Annotated in this window: 17 protein-coding genes; all 17 read right to left on the bottom strand. The window is 63.0% G+C overall.

Features of this window, described 5'->3' with window-relative positions; translation table 11 throughout:
* Nucleotides 1–46: 46 nt before the first annotated feature.
* The gene (ileS, locus tag ACZO3G_RS00965) at nucleotides 47–2845 is read right to left on the bottom strand and encodes an isoleucine--tRNA ligase (protein ID WP_276871680.1); all 2799 of its coding nucleotides are present in this window, start codon (nucleotides 2843–2845) and stop codon (nucleotides 47–49) included.
* 44 nt (nucleotides 2846–2889) lie between these two features.
* Nucleotides 2890–3636, bottom strand: a complete 747-nt coding sequence (locus tag ACZO3G_RS00960; RefSeq protein ID WP_101550624.1) for a DivIVA domain-containing protein — start codon at nucleotides 3634–3636, stop codon at nucleotides 2890–2892.
* 43 nt (nucleotides 3637–3679) lie between these two features.
* Complete coding sequence (locus tag ACZO3G_RS00955) at nucleotides 3680–4441, bottom strand: YlmH family RNA-binding protein (protein ID WP_101550623.1); 762 nt, start codon at nucleotides 4439–4441, stop codon at nucleotides 3680–3682.
* Nucleotides 4441–4890 (bottom strand): cell division protein SepF, encoded by a 450-nt coding sequence (locus ACZO3G_RS00950; protein ID WP_101550622.1) that lies wholly within the window; start codon nucleotides 4888–4890, stop codon nucleotides 4441–4443. The genes ACZO3G_RS00955 and ACZO3G_RS00950 overlap by 1 nt, the downstream gene beginning before the upstream one ends.
* Nucleotides 4891–4911: 21 nt before the next feature.
* A complete protein-coding gene (locus tag ACZO3G_RS00945) occupies nucleotides 4912–5640 on the bottom strand; it encodes a YggS family pyridoxal phosphate-dependent enzyme (protein WP_277138414.1) in 729 nt (242 codons plus the stop codon).
* Nucleotides 5621–6847: a biotin/lipoyl attachment domain-containing protein gene (locus tag ACZO3G_RS00940; protein ID WP_101550620.1), complete on the bottom strand. Its 1227-nt coding sequence runs from the start codon at nucleotides 6845–6847 to the stop codon at nucleotides 5621–5623. Before ACZO3G_RS00940 ends, ACZO3G_RS00945 begins: the two co-directional genes overlap by 20 nt.
* Nucleotides 6848–6868: 21 nt before the next feature.
* Complete coding sequence (gene hfq, locus ACZO3G_RS00935) at nucleotides 6869–7114, bottom strand: RNA chaperone Hfq (RefSeq protein WP_101550618.1); 246 nt, start codon at nucleotides 7112–7114, stop codon at nucleotides 6869–6871.
* Between the two features lie 86 nt (nucleotides 7115–7200).
* Nucleotides 7201–8154, bottom strand: coding sequence for a tRNA (adenosine(37)-N6)-dimethylallyltransferase MiaA (miaA, locus tag ACZO3G_RS00930; RefSeq protein WP_276872524.1), 954 nt, complete (start codon nucleotides 8152–8154; stop codon nucleotides 7201–7203).
* A gap of 1 nt (nucleotide 8155) precedes the next feature.
* The gene (gene mutL / locus ACZO3G_RS00925; protein WP_276872523.1) at nucleotides 8156–10117 is read right to left on the bottom strand and encodes a DNA mismatch repair endonuclease MutL; all 1962 of its coding nucleotides are present in this window, start codon (nucleotides 10115–10117) and stop codon (nucleotides 8156–8158) included.
* Nucleotides 10118–10137: 20 nt separating this feature from the next.
* Nucleotides 10138–12741 (bottom strand): DNA mismatch repair protein MutS, encoded by a 2604-nt coding sequence (gene mutS, locus ACZO3G_RS00920; protein ID WP_276872526.1) that lies wholly within the window; start codon nucleotides 12739–12741, stop codon nucleotides 10138–10140.
* 47 nt (nucleotides 12742–12788) lie between these two features.
* A complete protein-coding gene (locus tag ACZO3G_RS00915; protein WP_101550612.1) occupies nucleotides 12789–13196 on the bottom strand; it encodes a YlbF/YmcA family competence regulator in 408 nt (135 codons plus the stop codon).
* Nucleotides 13197–13230: 34 nt separating this feature from the next.
* On the bottom strand, nucleotides 13231–13701 hold the full coding sequence (locus tag ACZO3G_RS00910; protein ID WP_101550610.1) for a pyridoxamine 5'-phosphate oxidase family protein: 471 nt from the start codon (nucleotides 13699–13701) through the stop codon (nucleotides 13231–13233).
* A 19-nt stretch (nucleotides 13702–13720) separates the two neighbouring features.
* The gene (gene miaB / locus ACZO3G_RS00905) at nucleotides 13721–15136 is read right to left on the bottom strand and encodes a tRNA (N6-isopentenyl adenosine(37)-C2)-methylthiotransferase MiaB (RefSeq protein WP_277138416.1); all 1416 of its coding nucleotides are present in this window, start codon (nucleotides 15134–15136) and stop codon (nucleotides 13721–13723) included.
* A gap of 126 nt (nucleotides 15137–15262) precedes the next feature.
* Entirely contained in the window at nucleotides 15263–16465 is a 1203-nt protein-coding gene (locus ACZO3G_RS00900; protein WP_276872521.1) for an FprA family A-type flavoprotein, read from the bottom strand.
* Between the two features lie 65 nt (nucleotides 16466–16530).
* Nucleotides 16531–16689 carry a rubredoxin gene (gene rd / locus ACZO3G_RS00895; RefSeq protein ID WP_101550606.1) on the bottom strand — a complete coding sequence of 53 codons (159 nt, stop codon included), beginning with the start codon at nucleotides 16687–16689 and terminating at the stop codon, nucleotides 16531–16533.
* 110 nt (nucleotides 16690–16799) lie between these two features.
* Nucleotides 16800–19616 (bottom strand): excinuclease ABC subunit UvrA, encoded by a 2817-nt coding sequence (uvrA, locus tag ACZO3G_RS00890; RefSeq protein ID WP_276872520.1) that lies wholly within the window; start codon nucleotides 19614–19616, stop codon nucleotides 16800–16802.
* A 19-nt stretch (nucleotides 19617–19635) separates the two neighbouring features.
* A partial coding sequence (locus ACZO3G_RS00885) for a helicase-related protein (RefSeq protein WP_486846688.1) occupies nucleotides 19636–20981 on the bottom strand: 1346 nt, incomplete at its 5' end.

The following is a 20981-nucleotide window of genomic DNA, read 5'->3' as shown; positions in this document are numbered from 1 at the left end:
GGCGCTTAAAGGAATTTAAGCGCCGCAAACTGATTTCTAACCGTGTTTAACCAACGATCCCGGCGCAGCGCGCGCAGAGCTCGGGATGCTTCGCGTCGGAACCGACCGTGCCGCTGTAAGCCCAGCAGCGCGGGCAGTGCGCCCCGTCCGCATGGGCGACGGTGACGGAAAGCCCTTCGACCGCGCCCTTGAACGAGCCTTCCCCGCCCCGTTCGAGCGAAACGGCGGAGACGATGAAGACAGGCGCGAGTTCGTCCATGACCGAGGCGAGGAAATCATAGAGCTCCCCGTCGCAGTGGAGGGACACTTTCGCCTCGAGCGACTTGCCGATCGTCTTGGCGGCGCGGGCCGCCTCGAGCGCGCCGAGCACGTCGTCGCGCACCAGGTGGATGCGGTCCCACTTCTCCATGAACGCCTCGTCGACCATGCCGTCGACCGCCCTGGGCATCTCGTTGAACATGACCGAGCCGGCGTCATAGCCGGAGTCGGCGGGCAGATAGCTCCAGATCTCCTCCGCGGTGAAGGGGATGATCGGCGCGATGAGCAGCGTGAGCCCGCGCAGGATCGTGTAGATCGTCGTCTGCGCGGCGCGGCGGTCGGCCGATTCGGCCGCCTCGACATAGAGGCGGTCCTTGATCACGTCGAGGTAGAAGTTCGACATATCGATCGTGCAGAAGTTGTGGAGCGCGTGGTAGATGATGTGGAATTCAAACCGGTCGTAGGCCCCGGCGCACTGCTTCACGAGGTCGTTGAAGCGGGAGAGCGCCCACAGGTCGAGCCCGGACAGCTTCTCCTTCGCAACGAGGTCCCGGTTGGGATCAAAGTCGGAGATGTTGCCGAGGATGAACCGCGCGGTGTTGCGAATTTTGCGGTAGACCTCGGAAAGCTGCTTTAAGATGTCCTTGGAGATGCGGATGTCCGCGTGGTAATCGGCGGAGGCGACCCACAGGCGCAGGATATCCGCGCCGTACTGGTCGGTGATCTCGCTGGGCTCCATGCCGTTGCCGAGCGACTTGGACATCTTGCGGCCCTCGCCGTCGACCACCCAGCCGTGGGTGCAGACGGTCTTGTAGGGCGCGACGCCCTGCCACGCGACCGAGGTCAGCAGCGACGACTGGAACCAGCCGCGGTACTGGTCGGTGCCCTCGAGGTAGAGGTCGACCGGCCATTCCAGGCTGGGATTGTCGTGGATGACCGAGGCATAGGACGTGCCGGAATCGAACCAGACGTCCATGATGTCGGTCTCCTTGGTGAACTCCTCGCTGCCGCAGTATTTGCACTTGGTGCCCTTGGGCAGGATGTCCTTCGCGTCGGTGGTGTACCAGGCGTCCGAACCCCCGTGCGTGCGGAAAAGCTCCGCGACGGCGGCGATGCTCGCCTCGTCGACATGGTATTTGCCGCATTTTTTGCAGTAGAAGATCGGGATCGGAACACCCCAGGTGCGCTGGCGCGAGATGCACCAGTCGCTGCGGTCGCGGACCATGTTGATCATGCGGCCGCGGCCCCACTCGGGGATGAAGTTGACCTTTTCGATCTCCTCCACCGTCTGCTCCTTGATGTCGTCGACCGAGCAGAACCACTGCTCGGTGGCGCGGTAGATGATCGGCTCCTTGCAGCGCCAGCAGTGCGGGTACTGGTGGATGATCTTCTCCATCGCGAAGAGGTTGCCGGTGGATTCCAGCTTTTGGGCAATCGCCTTGTTGGCGGCGTCGGTCGAAAGGCCCGCGAACTCGCCCGCGAGCTCGGTCAGCTTGCCGAACTTATCGACCGGCACGACGACTTCGATCTCGGGATAGTGCTGCGCGCAGACGTCGAAGTCCTCGACGCCGTGGCCGGGCGCCGTGTGGACGCAGCCTGTGCCGCTCTCGAGCGTGACGTGGTCGCCAAGGATGACCGGCGACTGCCGGTCGAGGAAGGGATGCTGGTAGGTGATATACTCGAGTTCCTCGCCCAGGCAGACGCCGAGAATCTCGTAATCCTCGATCTTGGCCGCCTTCATCGACGACTCGACCAGCTCCTTGGCCATGACGTAATATTCCCCGCCCGCCTTCACGACGCAGTACTCAAACGCCGGGCCGACGCAGATGGCCATGTTGCCGGGCAGCGTCCAGGTGGTCGTGGTCCAGATGACGATATAGGTCTTGGAGAGATCCTCCGCGCCGAGGCGCGCGAGCACGCCCTTCTTGTCGTCGACGACATTGAATTTCACATAGATCGAACGGCAGGGATCCTCCTCGTATTCGATCTCCGCCTCGGCGAGCGCCGTTTCGCACTGAGGGCACCAGTAGACCGGCTTGAGGCCCTTGTAGATATAGCCCTTGTTGGCCATCGCGCCGAAGATCTCGATCTGGCGCGCCTCGTATTCGGGCTTCAGCGTCAGGTAGGGGTTGTCGTAGTCCGCGAGGGTGCCCAGGCGCTTGAATTCCTGCTTCTGGTTCTCGACGAAACGCAGCGCGAAATCGCGGCACACCTTTCGGAGCTCGACCGGGGTGATGTCGCTCGAAACGCCCAGCTCCTTAATCGCCTTGAGCTCGATGGGCAGGCCGTGGGTGTCCCAGCCGGGGGTGTAGGGGGCCTTGTATCCGGACAGGTTTTTCTGGCGAATGATGATGTCCTTGAGCACCTTGTTGAGCGCGGTCCCGAGGTGGATGTTCGCGTTCGCATACGGCGGGCCGTCGTGGAACATATAGAGCGGCTTGCCCTCGTTCTTTTCGATCATTTTGTCGTAAAGGCGCTCACGATCCCATTTTTCGACCATGCCGGGTTCCTTCTGCGGCAGCCCGGCCCTCATCGAGAAGTCGGTCTTGGGAAGGTTTAATGTTTTGCTGTAATCCTGTTCGGACATTGGGCTGTTCTCTCCTTGTTTTGTCTATTTCATCTTGACGGAAATTATTTCCTGCGCTTGTCGTCGTCGCGCTTGATGTCGAATTCCTTGCCGAATTTGAGCGGGCCGAACCGCGATTCCCGTTTGGGTGCGGGCGCCGGGTCGGATTCGTAGGCGTCCTCGCTGTATTCAAGGCGCTCCTCCGAATAGCTCAACGGGGCGTCCACCGGCAGCGGGATCGCATACTCGTCCACCGGCTCGACGGGAGGCGGCAGCTCGTCGACAGGCTCCTCAAAGACGGGCTGCTCCGGCTGGGGCTGGGGTTCCGGCTGTGGGGCGCTCTTCTTCATCGCCGCTTCCACGATATTCTCGTCCACGGGGATGGAACTGATGAGCTCCAGATGCTGCTTATAGACGAGCTGCAGCTTGCTCTTGAAGGTCGCGACCTCCCGCTGCAGCCGGACGAAGCCCTGCTGCTGCCGCTCGATCTCCTTCTTGGCGTTCTCCACGAGCTGCACGGCCTGCGCCTCGGCGTCCTCAAGGAGCGACTGCGCCTTGGCCTTGGCCTCCCGCACCACGCTGTCGCCCAGCTTCTGGGCGCCGAGCAGCGCCGCGCGCAGGCTCTCCTCGTCTTCCTTGTACTCCTCGAGTTTGTCCGCGAGAACCATCATCTTCTTTTCCAGGTCCCGCTTTTCCTCTATCAGTTCACCGATGTCGCTGGCAATCTGCCGCAAATAGCTGTCGACTTCCTCCGCGCGGTAGCCCCGCCCCTTGGAAAACTGCTTGTTCGCGATCTCGTTTGGATTGAGCACAGTGGAACATCCCCCTTATATCATTCATCGGAATCGTACCGGATCATACATATTTTTTGCAGAGCAGGTGCAGCCGCCCCTTTTTCGTCTCCGAAAGCACCTGCGCGACCAGATATTTCCCATAGCCGCGGACGCTCAGCACGTCCCCCTCGCAGAGCATGCGGGAGACCTCCTGTTCGGGCGCGCCGTTGAGGGACACCGCCCCCGAGCGCACCGCCTGCGCGGCCTTTTCGCGGGAGAGGTGGAGCAGCGCCGCGGCCACGCAGTCGAGCCGCAAGGCGCTCACATTGATGGGGACGTCGGCATAGCGGTACAGCGCCGGCAGCGCATCGGGAAGCCCCTCCCGAACCCTGACGCCGCAGCGTCCGACCTTGGCAAGCTCATTCAGGACGACGGGCGCGACCGCATCGGTCACGAAGCAGACGGCGAGCCCCTCCCCCATGAGGATGTCCCCCACCGCCTCCCGGCGGATCTCCAGCCCCGTGAGGGAGCCCAAAATATCCCGGTGGCCGATGGGGTCCTCCGCCCGGAAGGTGAGCGTGAGCGGGACGATCGGGAACGCCGCCTCGTCCGGCTCCTCGTAGGGGGCGAAAACGCCGAGCATCACCCGTTCCCCGCCGGGATGCCCGCCGAAAAACGAGTGATTCGGATACGCGCAGGACGCGGCCGCCCGCCGCGCCAGCGCGAGCTGGTGCATGTCCAGGAAGCCGGTGAAGCGCGTCACGTATTTTTGCTGCGCTATGGTAAACAGGTCAAGGATGTGGGCGGTGAACGCCTGGTCCTGCCTGTCCGCCGCGAAAGCCATCAGAAGAAGACGCCGTTGCTCTCGAGCTCGTCGAGCAGGTCGCCCATGATGTCGACATTGTAGGGAGTGATGATGTAGGTGCTGTTGGCGACGCGCTTGATCTGGCCGTTGTTGGCGTAGGCCACGCCCGAGAGGAAATCGATCAGCCTGCGGGAGACGTCCTTATTGGTCGACTCGAGGTTGAGCACGACGGTGCGCTTGTCGTTGAGGTGGTCCGCCACGGCGGAGGCGTCGTCAAACCGCTCGGGCTTTACGAGCACCACCTGAAGCTGGGTGGTCGCGTGGATGTTGACAACCTTGTTGCCGCGCTTCTCTCCGTGCACCGCGGGCTCCTCGCGGACGGGATCGGGGCGGGGATTGTCGTTGGAGATGAAATCCACGTCCTCGTCCTCGTAGTACTCGTCCTCCGGAATCCCGATGAAGTTCTTGAACTTATCCATAAGTCCCATAAAAACATCCCTCTCAGTTTCTCATTGATGGCCGGCATAGGCCCTGCGCCCAAACAGCGCGGTTCCAATCCGAACAAGGCTGGAGCCGTGCTTGATTGCCAACAGGTAGTCGTCCGACATCCCCATAGACAAAAAATCCATACTGATATTATCTATTTTTTTCTGCCCGATGTCAACAAATAGTTTATACAAACTGGAAAAATAACGTTCTCTTTCGAGATCGTTTTCGCAGACCGGCGGGATCGACATCAGTCCCCGCACACAAATCCCGCCAACCGAGGAAACCTCTTCCAGAAATTCCGGAAGCGCTTCGGGCGACACGCCGGATTTTGTCAGTTCGCTTCCAATATTTACTTCCACGAGGCAGTCCATCTTTTTCCCGAGCTTTGCGCACTGTTTTTCGATCTCCCGCGCGAGCGGGAGGCTGTCCAGCGACTGGATCATCGTCACCTTATCCGCGATCTGCCGCACCTTGTTGGTCTGCAAATGCCCGATGAAGTGGATCTCCGCCCCGTCCTTCCGGTAGTCGTCATATTTGGAGAGCAGCTCCTGCGCGCGGTTTTCCCCGAGCAGCCGCACCCCCGCGCCGATCGCCTCGTTGACCCGCGCGGCCTCGACCGTCTTGGTCACCGCCATCAGCCGCACGTCCGCCGGGTCCCTGCCGCATTTCGCGCAGGTCTCGGCTATACGCTCGGTAATATCCCTCACCGTCGCGGCGACGGCCCCTTCGTCAGGCCGGTTTTCCGTCATAAAGCTGCGCCCCCTCGATGACCACATCGTCATATTGCTGGAGGCAGTCGGGCTCGGCCTCGGGATTGGCTTCCCGGCAGACCACGAACCCCGCCCCCTCGTAGAGCACGTCCACCGGGCGGAAGGCGAGCTTTTCGCCCCGGATGATGTAAACGCCCTTCTGGATGCCCTCGAACCGGATGGCCGAGCTGCTCACCCGCAGCCCGGAGATGGATTTGAATTTGACGTCCGCCTGCGCAGTGCGCAGATTGACGAGCGCCTCGTTGATATAGTCGCTGCGGAAGACGACGACCGCGCCGCCCTTCTCCTGGTCCTTGTTGACGTTCCACACCACCGCCTCCACCGGGCTTGTCCCGCTGAGGTGGAAATCGAGGGTGACAAGCGCGCCCTCCCGGTATTTGGAGACATCCTCCTCCGGGACGGCGGCGGCAAAGTACCAGTTGTGGCCGAGCATCAGCTTGCCCACCCTTGTGGAATTGGTCTTGACCGGCGTGTTCATCAGCCGGGCCAGATCGTCCGGGAGCAGCTCGTCGAGGTTTTCAAGGTCCGCCTTGCCCTCAAGGCCGTCGATCGTCCGGATGAAATACCCGGGGCGCGGGGCCGTGATCGTCTCGGGCTCCTCCTTGATCTGGGAGGAGTAGTACCGCTCCTCCGATTCGAGCCGCTCGATCTCGCCGGCAAAGCTGCTCTGCTTTCCGGTCGCGACCTGCTTGGTGTTGAGCAGCAGGAGCAGATTGTCCGCCCCGCCGGAAATCTGGGAAAAGCTGTTGCCGTCCACCTGGCGGATGATGCCGCCCAGTTCGCTGAAAATCTGCCGGTTGAGCACGTCGGTGTGCGCGTAGGAGGTGGTGCCGGGGTCCTGCGCCTTTTCGAGCTGTTCCCGCTGGTGGGAGAGTTCCCGCACCATCCGCACGTTTTCCGCGTCCTTCTCGCTCCGGTAGACCTCGGCGATCGCGGTGCCGTTGGAGACTTTGGTGCCGTCGCTCGTCAGGTAGGTCGCCACGCCCTTGCCGATCCAGTCGTCAAGCAGCTGTTCCTCGCGCAGGGCGATGCCCGTGATCCCGGCGGTTTCCGCGACCGTGTAGGTATACACCGTCTCGGTTTTGTACTGGGAGGTGAAATACCGCCACGCCTGATAGCCGACGTAGCTGAGCAGGAAAAGCGCGAGCAGCCCCATCACGAGCCTTTGGGTCAACGTATTTTTCATATCCGGTGTTCCGCCTGATTTCTATTCGTTCTCTTTGTCGCCCTCGACCGACTCCAGGATGCTGATCGTCTTGGAGGGAATGATCGTGGAAATCGCGTGCTTGTAGACCAGGTTCTGACGCCCCTCGCAGTCGAGGATGACAGTGAAGGAGTCGAAGCCGCGCACGACCCCCTTGAACTGGAAGCCGTTGGTCAGGTAGATCGTCACGGTGATCTTCTCGCGGCGGGCCTGGTTGAGGAAAACATCCTGTAGATTCAGCTGTTTCATGGTACCTCCCCTGTTGCAGAGCAACAAAATCAGTGTTGTGTCCGTTTTCTCTTTCTGTATCGTGTCTTTGCTTTCAGAATATTATATCACAAAAGAATGCTGTTGTGAACCAGTTCGACCGCCTTTTGTGCCAGCTCCGCGGGGGAGGAAAACTCGTCCGCGCAGAGCCACCGGATGCGTCCGTCCCGCCGAAACCAGGTGAGCTGCCGCTTGGCATAGTTGCGGGTGGCCTGCTTGAGCCGCGCCACACACTCCTCAAGCGGCGCCCGCCCCTCCAGATAGGGCTGCAGCTCCTTGTAGCCGATCGCCTGGCGGGCCGTCCCGCCGCAGCGGCGGCTGACCTCCCGCGCCTCGTCGAGCAGGCCGCGTTCCATCATGAGGTCGACGCGCCGGTCGATCCGCTCGTAGAGCTTTTCGCGGTCGCGAAAGCAGATGCCGAGCATGCAGGGCTCATAGCGCGCGGGCGTGAGCCGGGAACGGCGCTGGTGCTCGCTCATCGGGATCCCCGTCACCCGGTAGACCTCCAGCGCGCGCAGCACCCGTCCGAGGTTATTGGGGTGCAGCCTTTCCGCGAGCGCGGGGTCCACCCCGCGCAGCTCTTCGAGCATCGCTTCGCCGCCGCGTTCCCGCGCCTGCGTTTTCAGTTCCTCCCGCACCTCCGGCGAGGCGGGAATCTCCCCATAGTCGAGGTTGTCGACGACCGCGCCGATGTAGAGCCCCGTCCCCCCGGCGAGGATCGGCAGCCTCCCCCGCGCGGCGATCCCGTCGATCGCCGCGTGCGCGAGCCGCGCGTAATCCGCCACCGAGAAGGCCGCGCCGTCCGGCTCGATGAAGTCGATTAAATGGTGCGGAACCCCCTTCATTTCGGCTTCGTCCGGTTTGGCGGTCGCGATGTCCATCCCGCGGTAGACCTGCATTGAATCGGCGGAGACGACTTCCCCGCCGAACCGGAGCGCCAGCTCGACGGCCAGGGCCGTCTTGCCCGACGCGGTCGGGCCCGCCACCACGACGAGCGGGAGTTTTCCATCCTGTATTTCCATATCAGCCCAGCCTGCCAAATTTCTTTTCGATCTCGTGCCGCCGCATACGGACGGACACCGGCCGCCCGTGCGGGCAGTGGTCCGCGTCGCCGTCCTGCCGGAGCATTTCGATGAGCTCCGCGAGGCTTGGCGCGGGGGTCCTGTCGTGCGCCTTGATCGCCGCGCGGCAGGCGACCGTGTGGTAGAAGTCCTCGAGCTGGCGCGGCAGCAGCTTCCCGCCCCCGCGCAGCAGCTTGTCCGCGCATTCGGAGACGATCCCCGCGATGTCCGTGTCCGCGAGGATCGGCGCGACCTCCCGCACCAGCACGAACCCGTCCCCGAAGTCCTCGACGGGAATGCCCGCGCCCGCCAGCAGCGAAGCGTTTTCCAGCACCGCCGCGTGCTCCTCCGGGGAGAGCTTCACCGAGACGGGGGTAAGCAGCATCTGCCGGTCCTCCCCGACCCCGCCCGCCACGATCCGGTTGAAGAGCAGGCGTTCGTGCGCGGCGTGCTTGTCCACGAGCACCAGCTCGTCCCCGCGCTCGAGCAGCACATAGGTGCCGAACAGTTCTCCGATCACCCGCGCGTTCTCATAGGGGTCGGGCGGCGCGGCGGGTCCTTCCTCCGGGATGCCCAAAGAGGCGGCTTCCGCCGTCTCCGGCGCCGGCTCCTTGTCAAAAAAGAGGGTCACCGGCTCGGCGTGAAAGGTGAGCGCCGGCGGCGCCGTTCCCACGGCGGGCGGCGGGCTCTCCAGCGACAGCGGCGCGTCATAGTCGGAGGGCGGCGGCACGTCTGCACCCGCGCGCACCGGCGCGGCAGGCGCGGGGCGGTAGGTGTATTCGAGCACGGAGGGGGCCCGCTCCGCCTTGAGCCGCTTTTCAAGCAGCTCCTTATATTCGCCGACGCTCAGCCGCTGCTGTGCCGGCGCGGCCTGATCCGGATTCGCCTTAAAGGGATTATACTTTACATCCTCTGCCCTGATCTCGGGCGCGAGCCTGTTCGCGCCAAGCGCCGTCTTGCAGCCGTAATAGACGAGGTCGAAGATGCTCTTTTCGTTTGCGAAGCGCACCTCGATCTTCGCGGGGTGCACGTTCACGTCGACCGCTTGGGGCGGGACCGTGAGGTTCAGCACGCAGGAGGGGTATCGCCCCACCATCAGCGTGTTGCGGTAGCTCTCCTCGAGCGCGGCCATGCAGGTTTTCGAGCGCACGAAGCGGGTGTTGATGAAGAAATTCTGAAGCCCGCGCGAGCCGCGCGCGAAGGAGGGCCTGCTGATTACCCCGTCGAGCGTGAGGCCGTTCGCCTCATAGCGGACGGGGACCGCGTTTTCGGAAAACTCCCGGCCGAGCACGCACCGCACCGTCGAGAGCACCTGCCCGTCCCCCGGCGTCTGCAGGCGCACGACGCCGTCGCGCAGGAACTTGACGGCCACTCCGGGATTGCCGAGCGCCGCCTTTTCGACGGCGGCGGCGACGCTGTTGCCCTCCGAGACGTCCTTTTTTAGGAACTTCATCCGCGCGGGGGTGTTGAAGAAGACGTCCCGGACGGTGATCGTCGTGCCGGTCGGGCAGCCCGCGTCGGAGAGCTCCCCCGGTTCGCCGCCGGAGATCGTATAGCGCGTCCCGGCGATCTCCTCCGCCGTGCGGGTGAGCAGCTCGACCCGGCACATCGCCGCGATCGAGGCGAGCGCCTCGCCGCGGAACCCCATCGTCATGATGCGGGTGAGGTCCTCCTCGTTTTTCACCTTGCTCGTCGCGTGGCGCAAAAAGGCGTTCTCCACGTCCTCCCGCGCGATGCCCGTGCCGTTGTCGGTCACGCGGATATACCGGATGCCGCCCCCCTGGATCTCGACGGTGACCTTGGTCGCCCCCGCGTCGACGGCGTTTTCCACCAGCTCCTTGACGATTGACGCGGGGCGCTCCACCACCTCGCCCGCCGCGATCAGCTCGGCGACCTGTTTGTCCAGCACGTTGATCTTTGCCACTCCGCGTCCCCCCTTTCGTCCTAATCCTTGAGCAGAGATTTCAGTTCATAGAGCTTGTTGAGCGCCTCGATCGGCGTGAGCGTGTTGACGTCCACCTGCCGAAGCGCCGCCTCGACCTCCGAGGGAATCACCGCCTCAAAGGAGATCTGCGGCCCTTCCGCGGCCGCGGCGTGCTTCTTCTTCGCGGGCGAGACCTCCTTGCCCTCCTCGAGCTGGCCGAGCACCTGCCGGGCGCGCCGGATGATCCAGTCGGGCACGCCGGCGAGCTTGCTGACCTCGATGCCGTAGCTGTCGTCCGCGCCGCCCGGCACGATCCGGCGCAGGAAGGTGAGCTCGTCCCCCCGTTTTTTGCAGGCGATGTTGTAGTTCTTGACGCCGGGCAGCTCCGATTCGAGCTCGGTCAGCTCGTGGTAGTGGGTGGCGAAGAGGGTCTTGGCCCCCACATGGCGCTTGTCCGCAATATATTCTATCACGGCGCGCGCGATGCTCATGCCGTCAAATGTCGAAGTTCCACGGCCGATCTCATCCAAAATGAGCAGGCTCTTGGGGGTGGCCTCCTTCATGATCTGCGCGACCTCGGTCATTTCGACCATGAAGGTCGACTGCCCGGACGAAAGGTCGTCCGACGCGCCCACCCGCGTAAAGATGCCGTCAACCACGCCGATCGACGCCGACGCGGCGGGTACGAAGGAACCCATCTGCGCCATCAGCACAATAAGCGCCGTCTGACGCATGTAGGTCGATTTACCGGCCATATTGGGGCCGGTGATGATCGCGATCTGCTTGTCGGTGTTGTTGAGCGCCGTGTCGTTGGCGACGAAGGGCGCGCCGTTCATCAGCTGCTCGACGACCGGGTGCCGCCCCTCGCGGATACAGATTTCATCGGAGAAGTTCACATCGGGGCGGCAGTAGCCGTTCGCCTGCGCGACCGCGGCCAGCGCGCAGTAGACGTCGAGCCGCGCCACCGCGGAGGCGGTGGCCTGCACCCGGTGCAGCTCCGCCGATACGGCCTCGCGCACCTCGTCGAAGAGCTTCGCCTCCAGATAGGTGATCCGCTCCCCGGCGGTGAGGATTTTTTCCTCAAGCTCCTTGAGCTCCTGGGTGATGTAACGCTCGCCGTTCGCAAGCGTCTGCTTGCGGATATAGTCGTCGGGCACCATCGACAGGTTGGATCTCGTAACCTCTATGTAGTAGCCGAACACCCGGTTGTAGCCGATTTTGAGGTTCCGGATGCCGGTGCGCTCCTTCTCCCGCGACTCGATCTCCACAAGCACCTGCTTGGTGTTGTGCACGAGGGAGCGCAGGCCGTCCAGCTCTTCGTCGAAGCCCTCCTTGATGACGCCGCCGTCCTTGAGCGCAATGGGCGGCTCGTCGACGACCGCGCGGGAGAGGAGCCCGCAGACGTCCTCGAGCGGATCGATCCGGTCGTGAACCTCCTTCAGATAGGCGCTCGCGCAGCCGGCAAGCCGTTCCCGCAGGCCGGGCAGCGCCCGGCAGGTGAACTCGAGGGATTTGAACTCGCGCGGCGTGGCGTTGCCGTAGATGACGCGGGTCATCAGCCGCTCGAGGTCGAAGATGCCCGAAAGGGCGTCCGCGATGTCGCGGCGCAAAATCGTGTCGTCCACGAGCTCCTCCACCGCGTTGAGGCGCTTATTGATGGCGGCGGGGTTCACGAGGGGCTTGTCGAGGTAGCTGCGCAGCAGCCGCTTGCCCATCGCGGTTTTGGTCTTGTCCAGCACCCAGAGCAGCGTTCCGCGCTTTTCGCCCGTGCGCATCGTCTGGGTCAGCTCGAGGTTGCGCCGCGCGGTCAGGTCCAGCACCATGTACTGCTCGGGGTTCACATAGCCGACGTCGGTGATCCGTTCGAGCCCCTTCTGCTGCGTCTCGTAGAGGTAGGAGAGCAGCGCGCCGAGCGCGCGGACCGCGCTCTCCTTCCCCTCGAGCCCCAGTTCCTTCGGTTCCCTGGAAAAGTGCCGTTCAATGAGCGCTTCGGCCTCCCGCGGCTCGAACCGCTCGGAGTCGCACAGGTCGGCGACGCAGTGGAGCTTCTCCTTGATAAAGGAGGTGACCTCCTTCTTGTCGAGCAGCCCGTCGTTAAAGATGATTTCGCTCGGGCTGTACCGCCCGAGCTCGTTAATCAGCTCGCCCTGCGCCCCCGCCTCAAACTGGGAGACAAAGAGCTGGCCGGTCGAAATATCGGCGCAGGCCAGCCCCCAGCCGCCCGCGTCGCAGAGGATGCAGGCGATGAAATTATTCGTGTCCTCCGAGAGCATGTTGCTCTCGATGAGGGTCCCCGGCGTGACGACGCGGATGACGCTGCGCTTGACGACGCCCTTGGCGTCGGCGGGGTTTTCCATCTGCTCGCAGATGGCCACCTTGTAGCCCTTCCTGATGAGCCGCGAGATGTACGCGTCACACGCGTGGTAGGGCACGCCGCACATCGGGGCGCGCTCCTCCTGCCCGCAGTCCCGCCCCGTCAGGGTGAGCTCGAGCTCCTTTGACGCGAGGATCGCGTCGTCGTAAAACATCTCGTAGAAGTCGCCGAGCCGGAAGAAGAGGATGTGGTCCTTGTGCTGTTCCTTTACGGCGAAATACTGCTGCATCATCGGGGAGAGCTTCTGCATATCAACGTTCATCCACGCCGACCTCCGGTGGTTATTTTGTCAGTGGTTCAGTGGCAGCCGGAGCAGGAGGAGCAGCTGCCCGAGCATCCGCCGCTCTTCTGTTCGATCTGGTCGGGGTCCTCGCCGTCGAGGCTCCCGCGCAGGATCTGCATGACGAAATCGACCAGCCCGTCGACCTCGTTTTTGGCGTCGTTGTAGGCGCTCATGTTCTTGTTCGCCATGATCTGCGCGTAGAGCTCCTTGACCTCGCCGTTGATCGCCGTGATCTTCTCCTGGTCCTTCTCGCTCTTGTTGATCTCCCCATTGAGATCGATCCGCTTGAGGTTGAATTTGCCGATGAGCGACTGGAGCTCCTCGTCCGAATCGTTCATCTGCTGCGCCACCATGAGGCGGAGATACCGCTCGTCCTGCTGAATCGCCTTTCCGAGCTGGCGTGCCGTTGCAATAACATCCATTGTTTTTTCCTCTGCTTTCTATTTGAAATTTTATTTATGCGTGTTCTTTGCAGGAGAGGGTCTCCACCTCCAGCTGAAAAACACAGACCGCGTTGAGCATCGCGTCGGGGAAATCCCAACCGCCCTTTCCCGTGCTGTGGAGCATGACCGCCTGCAAGGCGGCCCGCTTTTCCTCCGGGGCCTCGATGACCGAGACGCGCCCCGTCCCGACGACGCTCCGGTAGCGGGCGGAGTTCCTGCACGCGACCTCCGCCTCGATGAGCTCGTAGCCGGTATCCAGTTCGAACCCGGCCCGGGGGGACCTCAGGATGCAGTCCATCTTCCGGCCCTCTTTGGCCCCGTGAAAATAGAAGGTCCGTTTTCCCTCTTTTTCATCATAACCAAAATCGAGCGGGACGATGTAAACCTCTCCGTTGTCATAAAAACCCAGCCTGCAGCAGTGGCAGGCGCGGATGATCGCGTCGATCCGCTCCGGATCGGTCACTTCCCTGTCTTTCCTTCTCATGGTTCCTCCCCGCCTCCTGTCACGCCAGGCTTCCGAAGAGCGCCCAGTTCAGCGCGCGCTCGATCTTGACGTTCACAAACCGGCCGATCGCCTCGCGCGGGCCGGTGAATTCGACGATGTCGTTGCTTTCCGTGCGCCCGGAGAGCCAGCCCCCGCCGGAGCGGCCCTCCCCCTCGGCGAGCACCCGCACCGTGCGGCCGACCATCCCCGCCTGGATTTCCCCGCGGATTTCGCTCTCCGCGTCGAGCAGCTCGCGGAACCACCGGGATTTTTCCTCCGCGGGGACCGGGTCGTCCATCAAGGCGGCCTTCGTCCCCGTGCGGGGAGAAAAGAGGAAGGTGTAGAGGGTGTTGTAGCGCACCCGCCTCACCAGCGCGAGGGTCTCCTCAAAGTCCTCCCGCGTCTCGCCGGGAAAGCCGACGATGATGTCGCTCGAAAAGGTGACGCCGGGGATCGCCTCGCGCGCGTAGTCGATGAGTTCGAGGTAGCGCTCCGCCGTATAGCGGCGGTTCATCGCCGCGAGCACCCGGTCGCTGCCGCTCTGCACCGGCAGGTGGATGTGGCGGCAGACCTTTTCGCTCGACGCGATCGTATCGATCAGCTTTTTCGTACAGTCCTTCGGGTGGCTCGTCATGAACCGCAGCCAGAAATCCCCCTCCACGGCGTCGACACGGCCGAGCAGGTCGGAAAAGTCGACCGGCTCGGAAAGCCCCTTGCCGTAAGAGTTGACGTTCTGGCCGAGCAGAGTGATCTCCCGGTAGCCGGAGGCGGAAATCTCCCGGGCCTCCCGCAGCACGTCCTCCGGGTTTCTGCTGCGCTCCCGGCCGCGCACATAGGGCACGATGCAATAGGTGCAGAAATTGTCGCACCCGTACATGATCGGCAGGTTCGCCTTGATGGCGCCGTCCCTGCGCAGCGGCAGCCCCTCGATGATCTCCCCGTCCCCCGGCGCCACCGAAAACTGCCGCCGCTCCCCCGAAAGCCGCCGGAAGAGCAGCTCGGGCAGCGTGTGCAGCGCGTGGGTGCCGAACACGAGGTCGACGTAGGGGTAGCTCGCACGAATCCGGTCCGCGACCGCCTGCTGCTGCATCATGCAGCCGCAGAGCCCGATCAGCATGCCCGGGCGGGCGCGCTTGACCTTTTTGAGGGCGCCCACGTTGCCGAACACCCGGTCCTCGGCGTTTTCCCGGACCGCGCAGGTGTTGTAAATGACCAGATCCGCGCAGCTTGGGGAATCGGTGAAGCCGTAGCCCATCTCCGCGAGCATCCCCGAGAGCTTTTCGCCGTCCGACTGGTTCTGCTGGCAGCCGAACGAATGGACGAACGCCGCCGGGGGATGGTCGTAGCGCCGCGCCAGAAGCTCCCGCACCTGCCGGGCGAACTCCCGCTGCCGCGCGATCTGTGCGGACGATGCCGCCGCCTGTTCCGTTGCCAAAACGCGTCCTCCCCGAAATCAATTTGCATACCGTATTATCATATCATTTTCGACGGTTTTTTTCAAGGGAAGGAAACAGGAAAGGAGGGATTCCGCGGAATCCCTCCTTTCTCCTGACCGTACACGTTACAGCGACTCGCCGAACGCCTTGCCGAGTTCCCTCGCCCTGGCGAGGTCCTCCTCCGAAGGCACGAAGCAGACCTTGTATCCCTCGCCGAAGAGGCTCATCCTGAGCCCCGCGAGGCGGGCGGACAGGTTGGGCACCGCCTCGCCGCTCCAGCCGTAGGAGCCGAAGACGAACACCGGCTTTTTCTTGTTGTTGACCGCGTCGACGTGGGCCAGCAGCATCCAGGCGGGCGGCACCGCGTCGCCGTTGATCGTCGGGCTGCCGAGCGCGAACGCGTCGGACGAATTGAGCAGCGCGGCCAGCCTGCCCATGTCGTGTTCGATGATGTCGAAGCAGTCGACCGCCGCGTCCGGCTTCGCCTCCAGGATGCCTTCGCGGATCGCGGAGGCGATCTTGCGGGTGTTGCCGTAGGCGGAGGTGTAGAAGACGGGCACCGTCAGGCGCTCGTTCTTCTGCGGCTGGCTCCACTCGGCGTACCGTTCCTTCGCGTACTCGAGGCGGCAGCCCTTTGTGAGGACCGGTCCGTGGCTGTTGCAGCAGAGCTCCACCGGCAGGTCCTTGATCTTTTCAAGCCCCGCGAGCACATAGGGCTTGAAGGGTCCGAAAATCGCGTCGTAGTAGTTTTTGAAGGCCGCCTCGTACTTGGAGGGATAGGCCATATTGTAATCGAAGGTGTAGGGCTCGCAGTAGTGCGCGCCGAGGAAGTCGCAGGAGAAGAGCGCCTTCTCCTCCTCCACCCAGGTGAACATCGAATCGGGCCAGTGGAGGAAGGGCGCGTTGATGAAGCGCAGCGTCGCCCCGCCGATGTCGATCACGTCGCCGTCCTTGGCGGCCTGCACCGAAAGGTCGCCGCGGTTGGTGATGTTCTTCAGGTAGATGCTTCCCGCCCTGGACGCGATAATCGTCGCGTTGGGGATGTATTCGAGCAGCTGCGCGAGGCTGCCCGAGTGGTCGGGCTCGTTGTGGTTGAGCACCACGTAGTCGATCTTTTCGGGGTCGATCACCTCGCGGATGTTGGCCAGATACTGCTTGAAATAGGTCTTGTGGCACGCCTCGACCAGGACGTTCTTTTTCTCGCCCATAACCAGATAGGAGTTGTAGGACGTGCCGTAGTCGGTCGTCATGACGATGTCGAACACCCGCATGTTGGGGTTCAGGATTCCGACGGAGTAGATGCGGTCGGTAATTTTCACTGCTGCCATTTTGGTTTCCTCCTGTATACAAACGAGGTGACCATTTGACAGGTCAAATGGTCACGCGTCGTTCCTTATTCCGCTTCAAACTGCTCTTTGCCGACGCCGCAGAGCGGGCAGACAAAATCGGCGGGCACGTCCTCCCACTTGGTCCCGGGCGCGATGCCCTCCTCGGGATAACCCTTCTCCTCATCATAGACGAACCCGCAGATGCTACATACATACTTTTTCATGTCACAAAACTCCTTTATACCGGTTTTCAGCGGTTCCCGCTGTTTCTGCCACAAATATACCATATTGGTGTACTATTTGTAAAGCCCCAAACCGCACAAATTTGATAAATTTATAACATTTTTTTTAGGTATTGCCCCGTATAGGACTCCGGAACCTTGCAGATCTCCTCCGGCGTGCCGGCCGCGACGATGGTTCCGCCCGCGTCGCCCCCCTCGGGGCCGAGGTCGATGATGTAGTCGGCGGTTTTGATCACCTCTAAATTATGCTCAATTGTGATGACGGTATTCCCCGCGTCCACCAGCGTCTGCAAAACGTCGATCAGCTTGTGCACGTCGGCGGTGTGCAGGCCGGTCGTCGGCTCGTCAAGGATGTAGACGGTGCGCCCGGTCGGCCGCTTGGAAAGCTCGGTCGCGAGCTTGACCCGCTGCGCCTCGCCGCCCGAAAGGGTCGTGGCGGGCTGGCCGACCTTGACGTAGCCGAGCCCCACGTCGTAGAGGGTCTGGAGCTTGCGCGCGATCTTGGGCACGTTTTTGAAGAACGCGAGCGCCTCCTCGACGGTCATCTCGAGCACGTCGTAGATCGATTTTCCCTTGTATTTCACCTCGAGTGTCTCGCGGTTGTAGCGGCGGCCCTTGCACACCTCGCATGGCACGTAGATGTCCGCCAGGAAGTGCATCTCGATGCGCACGATGCCGTCGCCCTCGCACGCCTCGCAGCGGCCGCCCTTGACGTTGAAGGAGAAGCGGCTGGACTTGTAGCCGCGCATCTTGGCGTCGGCCGTCTGCGCGAAGATTTCGCGGATGTCGGTGAACACGCCGGTATAGGTCGCCGGGTTGGAGCGCGGGGTGCGTCCGATCGGCGACTGGTTGATGTCGATCACCTTGTCGACGTTCTCCATACCGAGGATGTCCTCGTGCCTGCCCGGCTTGACGCGCGGATTGGTGAGCTCCCGCGTCAGGCGCTTGAAGAGCACCTCGTTGATCAGCGAGCTCTTGCCCGAACCGGAGACGCCCGTCACCACCGTGAAGATTCCGAGCGGGATCTCCACGTCGATCTCCTTGAGGTTATTTTCCGCCGCGCCGACGATTTTGAGGCTCTTCCCGTTGCCCCTGCGGCGCTCCGCGGGCACCCCGATCCGCTTGGCCCCGGAAAGGTACTGCCCGGTGATCGATCGGGGGCAGGCCTTGATCTCGTCCACCGTGCCCGCGCAGACCACCTCGCCGCCGTGGATCCCCGCGCCGGGGCCGATGTCGACGATGTAGTCGGCGGCGTACATCGTGTCCTCGTCATGCTCGACGACGATCAGCGTGTTGCCGAGGTCGCGCAGCCGCTTGAGGGTGGCGATCAGCTTGTCGTTGTCCCGCTGGTGCAGGCCGATCGACGGCTCGTCGAGAATGTAGAGCACCCCCATGAGCGACGAGCCGATCTGGGTCGCGAGCCGGATGCGCTGGCTTTCGCCGCCCGAGAGGGTCCCGGCCGAGCGCGCCAGCGTCAGGTATTCCAGGCCGACGCTGCGCAGGAATCCCAGCCGCTCGCGGATCTCCTTGACCACGAGCTCGGAGATCATCTGCTCGCGCGGGGTGAGCTCGAGATGGTCGAGAAAGTCAAGCGCGCCCACGACCGACAGCCGGCAGAACTCGCTGATGTTGAGCCCGCCGACCGTCACCGCGAGCACGGTATCGTTCAGGCGGTTGCCGTGGCAGACGGGGCACTCGACGCTGTTCATCCAGGTGGTGATCTCCTCGCGCATCCACGCGGAATTCGTCTCGCGGAAGCGGCGCTCGAGGTTGTTGACGATCCCCTCGAAATCAGTGTAGTAGGAGCCCTTCATCGACCCGCCCTCGCGGTGCATGAGGATCTTTTCCCCCTTGGTCCCGTAGAGCAGGACCTCCACCGCCTGTTTGGGCAGGTCCTTCACCGGCACGTCGAGGGAAAAGCCGTAGTGGGCGGCGAGCCCCTCGTAGTACATCTGCGCGATGCCGCCCTCGGCGTAGTACCAGCCGGAGGCGCGGATCGCGCCCTCCCGGATGGTCAGGCGCTTGTTGGGGATGACGAGCTCGGGGTCGACCTTGAGGAAGGTGCCCAGGCCGGTGCACTTCTCGCATGCGCCGTAGGGGGCGTTGAAGGAGAACATGCGCGGGGTGAGCTCCTCAATGCTGATATCGTGGTCGGGACAGGCGTAATTGGAGGAGAAGGTCATCTCCTCCCCTTCCGCGTCGACGATCGCGATGCCGCCCGTCAGCCCGATCGCCGTTTCGAGCGAATCGGCCAGGCGGGAGCGGACTCCCTCCTTGATCACGAGCCGGTCGACGACCACCTCGATCGTGTGCTTCTTGTTCTTTTCGAGCTTGATCTCCTCCGAGAGGTCGTAGAGGTTGCCGTCCACCCGCACACGTACATAGCCCGAACGCCGCGCGGCGTCGAACTCCTTGATATGCTCCCCCTTGCGCCCGCGCACGGTGGGCGCGAGCACCTGCACCTTCGTCCCCTCGGGCAGCGAAAGCACCCGGTCGACCATCTGGTCGACCGTCTGCTGCTCGATCGGCCGGCCGCAGACGGGACAGTGCGGAACGCCGATGCGCGCGTAGAGCAGGCGCAGGTAGTCGTAAATCTCGGTAACGGTGCCGACCGTCGAACGGGGGTTCTTGGAGGTGGTCTTCTGGTCGATCGAGATCGCGGGGCTGAGCCCCTCGATGCTGTCGACGTCCGGCTTCTCCATCTGCCCCAGGAACATGCGCGCGTAGCTCGACAGGCTCTCGACATACCGCCGCTGGCCGTCCGCGTAGATGGTGTCGAACGCGAGCGAGCTCTTGCCCGAGCCGGAAAGTCCCGTAAAGACGATCAGCTTGTCACGCGGAATCTCAATGTCAATATTCTTGAGGTTGTGCTCCCGGGCACCCTTGATAACGATTTTATCCAAAGCCATAGTCTATCTTCCGTTTCCTTTATTTTGGCAGCCTGCTGGGGCGGGCGCGCTCGTCCTCCGCCCTGAGCTTTGCAATCTTGTCGCGCAGGTAGGCCGCGTGCTCGAACTCGAGGATCTTCGCCGCATTCTTCATCTCGAGCGTCAGCTTGGAGATGAGCGCCTCCCGTTCCTTGTGGCTGAGCTTCTTTCCGCGCTTGCCCTTTTTGCCCTCGACCTCGTCCCTCGTCGAGATTTCGAGGATGTCGCGCACGTCCTTTTTGATCGTCTGCGGGGTGATGTGGTGTTCCCTGTTGTAGGCCATCTGGATTTCCCGGCGGCGGTAGGTCTCGCGGATGGCGTTCTCCATCGACTCGGTGACGCTGTCCGCGTACATGATGACCCTGCCCTCGGAATTTCGCGCCGCGCGTCCGACCGTCTGCACAAGGGAGGTCTCGCTGCGCAAAAAGCCCTCCTTGTCCGCGTCGAGGATCGCCACGAGCGACACCTCCGGGATATCGAGGCCCTCGCGCAGCAGGTTGATGCCGACCAGCACGTCGAACTCGCCCAGGCGCAGGTCGCGGATGATCTCCATCCGCTCGATCGTGTCGATGTCGTGGTGCATGTAACGGATGCGCACCCCCATGTTCTCCATGTAGGCGGTCAAATCCTCCGCCATCTTCTTGGTGAGGGTGGTGACGAGCACCCGCTCCCCCTTCTGGGCGCGCTGGTTGATCTCCGAGAGCAGGTCGTCGATCTGCCCCTCGACCGGGCGCACCTCGATCTCGGGGTCGCAGAGCCCCGTCGGACGGATGACCTGCTCGACGATCTCGGCGCTCTTCTGGCGCTCAAACTCGCCCGGCGTCGCCGATACGAAGACGACCTGGTTGAGCTTCTGGTAGAACTCGTCAAAGTTGAGCGGCCGGTTGTCGAGCGCGGACGGCAGCCGGAAGCCGTATTCGATCAGGCTCTGCTTGCGGGAGCGGTCGCCGCCGTACATGCCGCGCACCTGCGGCAGCGTGACGTGGCTCTCGTCCACGAAGAGCAGGAAATCTTTCGGGAAGTAGTCGAGCAGCGTGTAGGGCGTGCTGCCCGGCGCGCGGCCCGAAATGACGCGGGAATAGTTCTCGATCCCCTTGCAGAAGCCGATCTCCTGCATCATCTCGATGTCGTAGTTGGTGCGCTCGGCGATCCGCTGCGCCTCGATCAGCTTGCCGCGCTCCTTGAAATAAGCCACCCGCTCCTCGCTCTCGCGGCGGATCTCATCGATCGCGGCCGCCATCTTCTCGGGCGGCACGATGTAGTGGGAGGCCGGGTAGATCGCCACATGGCTGACGACGTTCTTGACCTCCCCGGTCAGCGTGTTGATCTCGGTGATGCGGTCGATCT

Source organism: Anaerotruncus sp., assembly GCF_057433415.1.
This window is presented reverse-complemented; position numbering and strand designations above follow the sequence as displayed.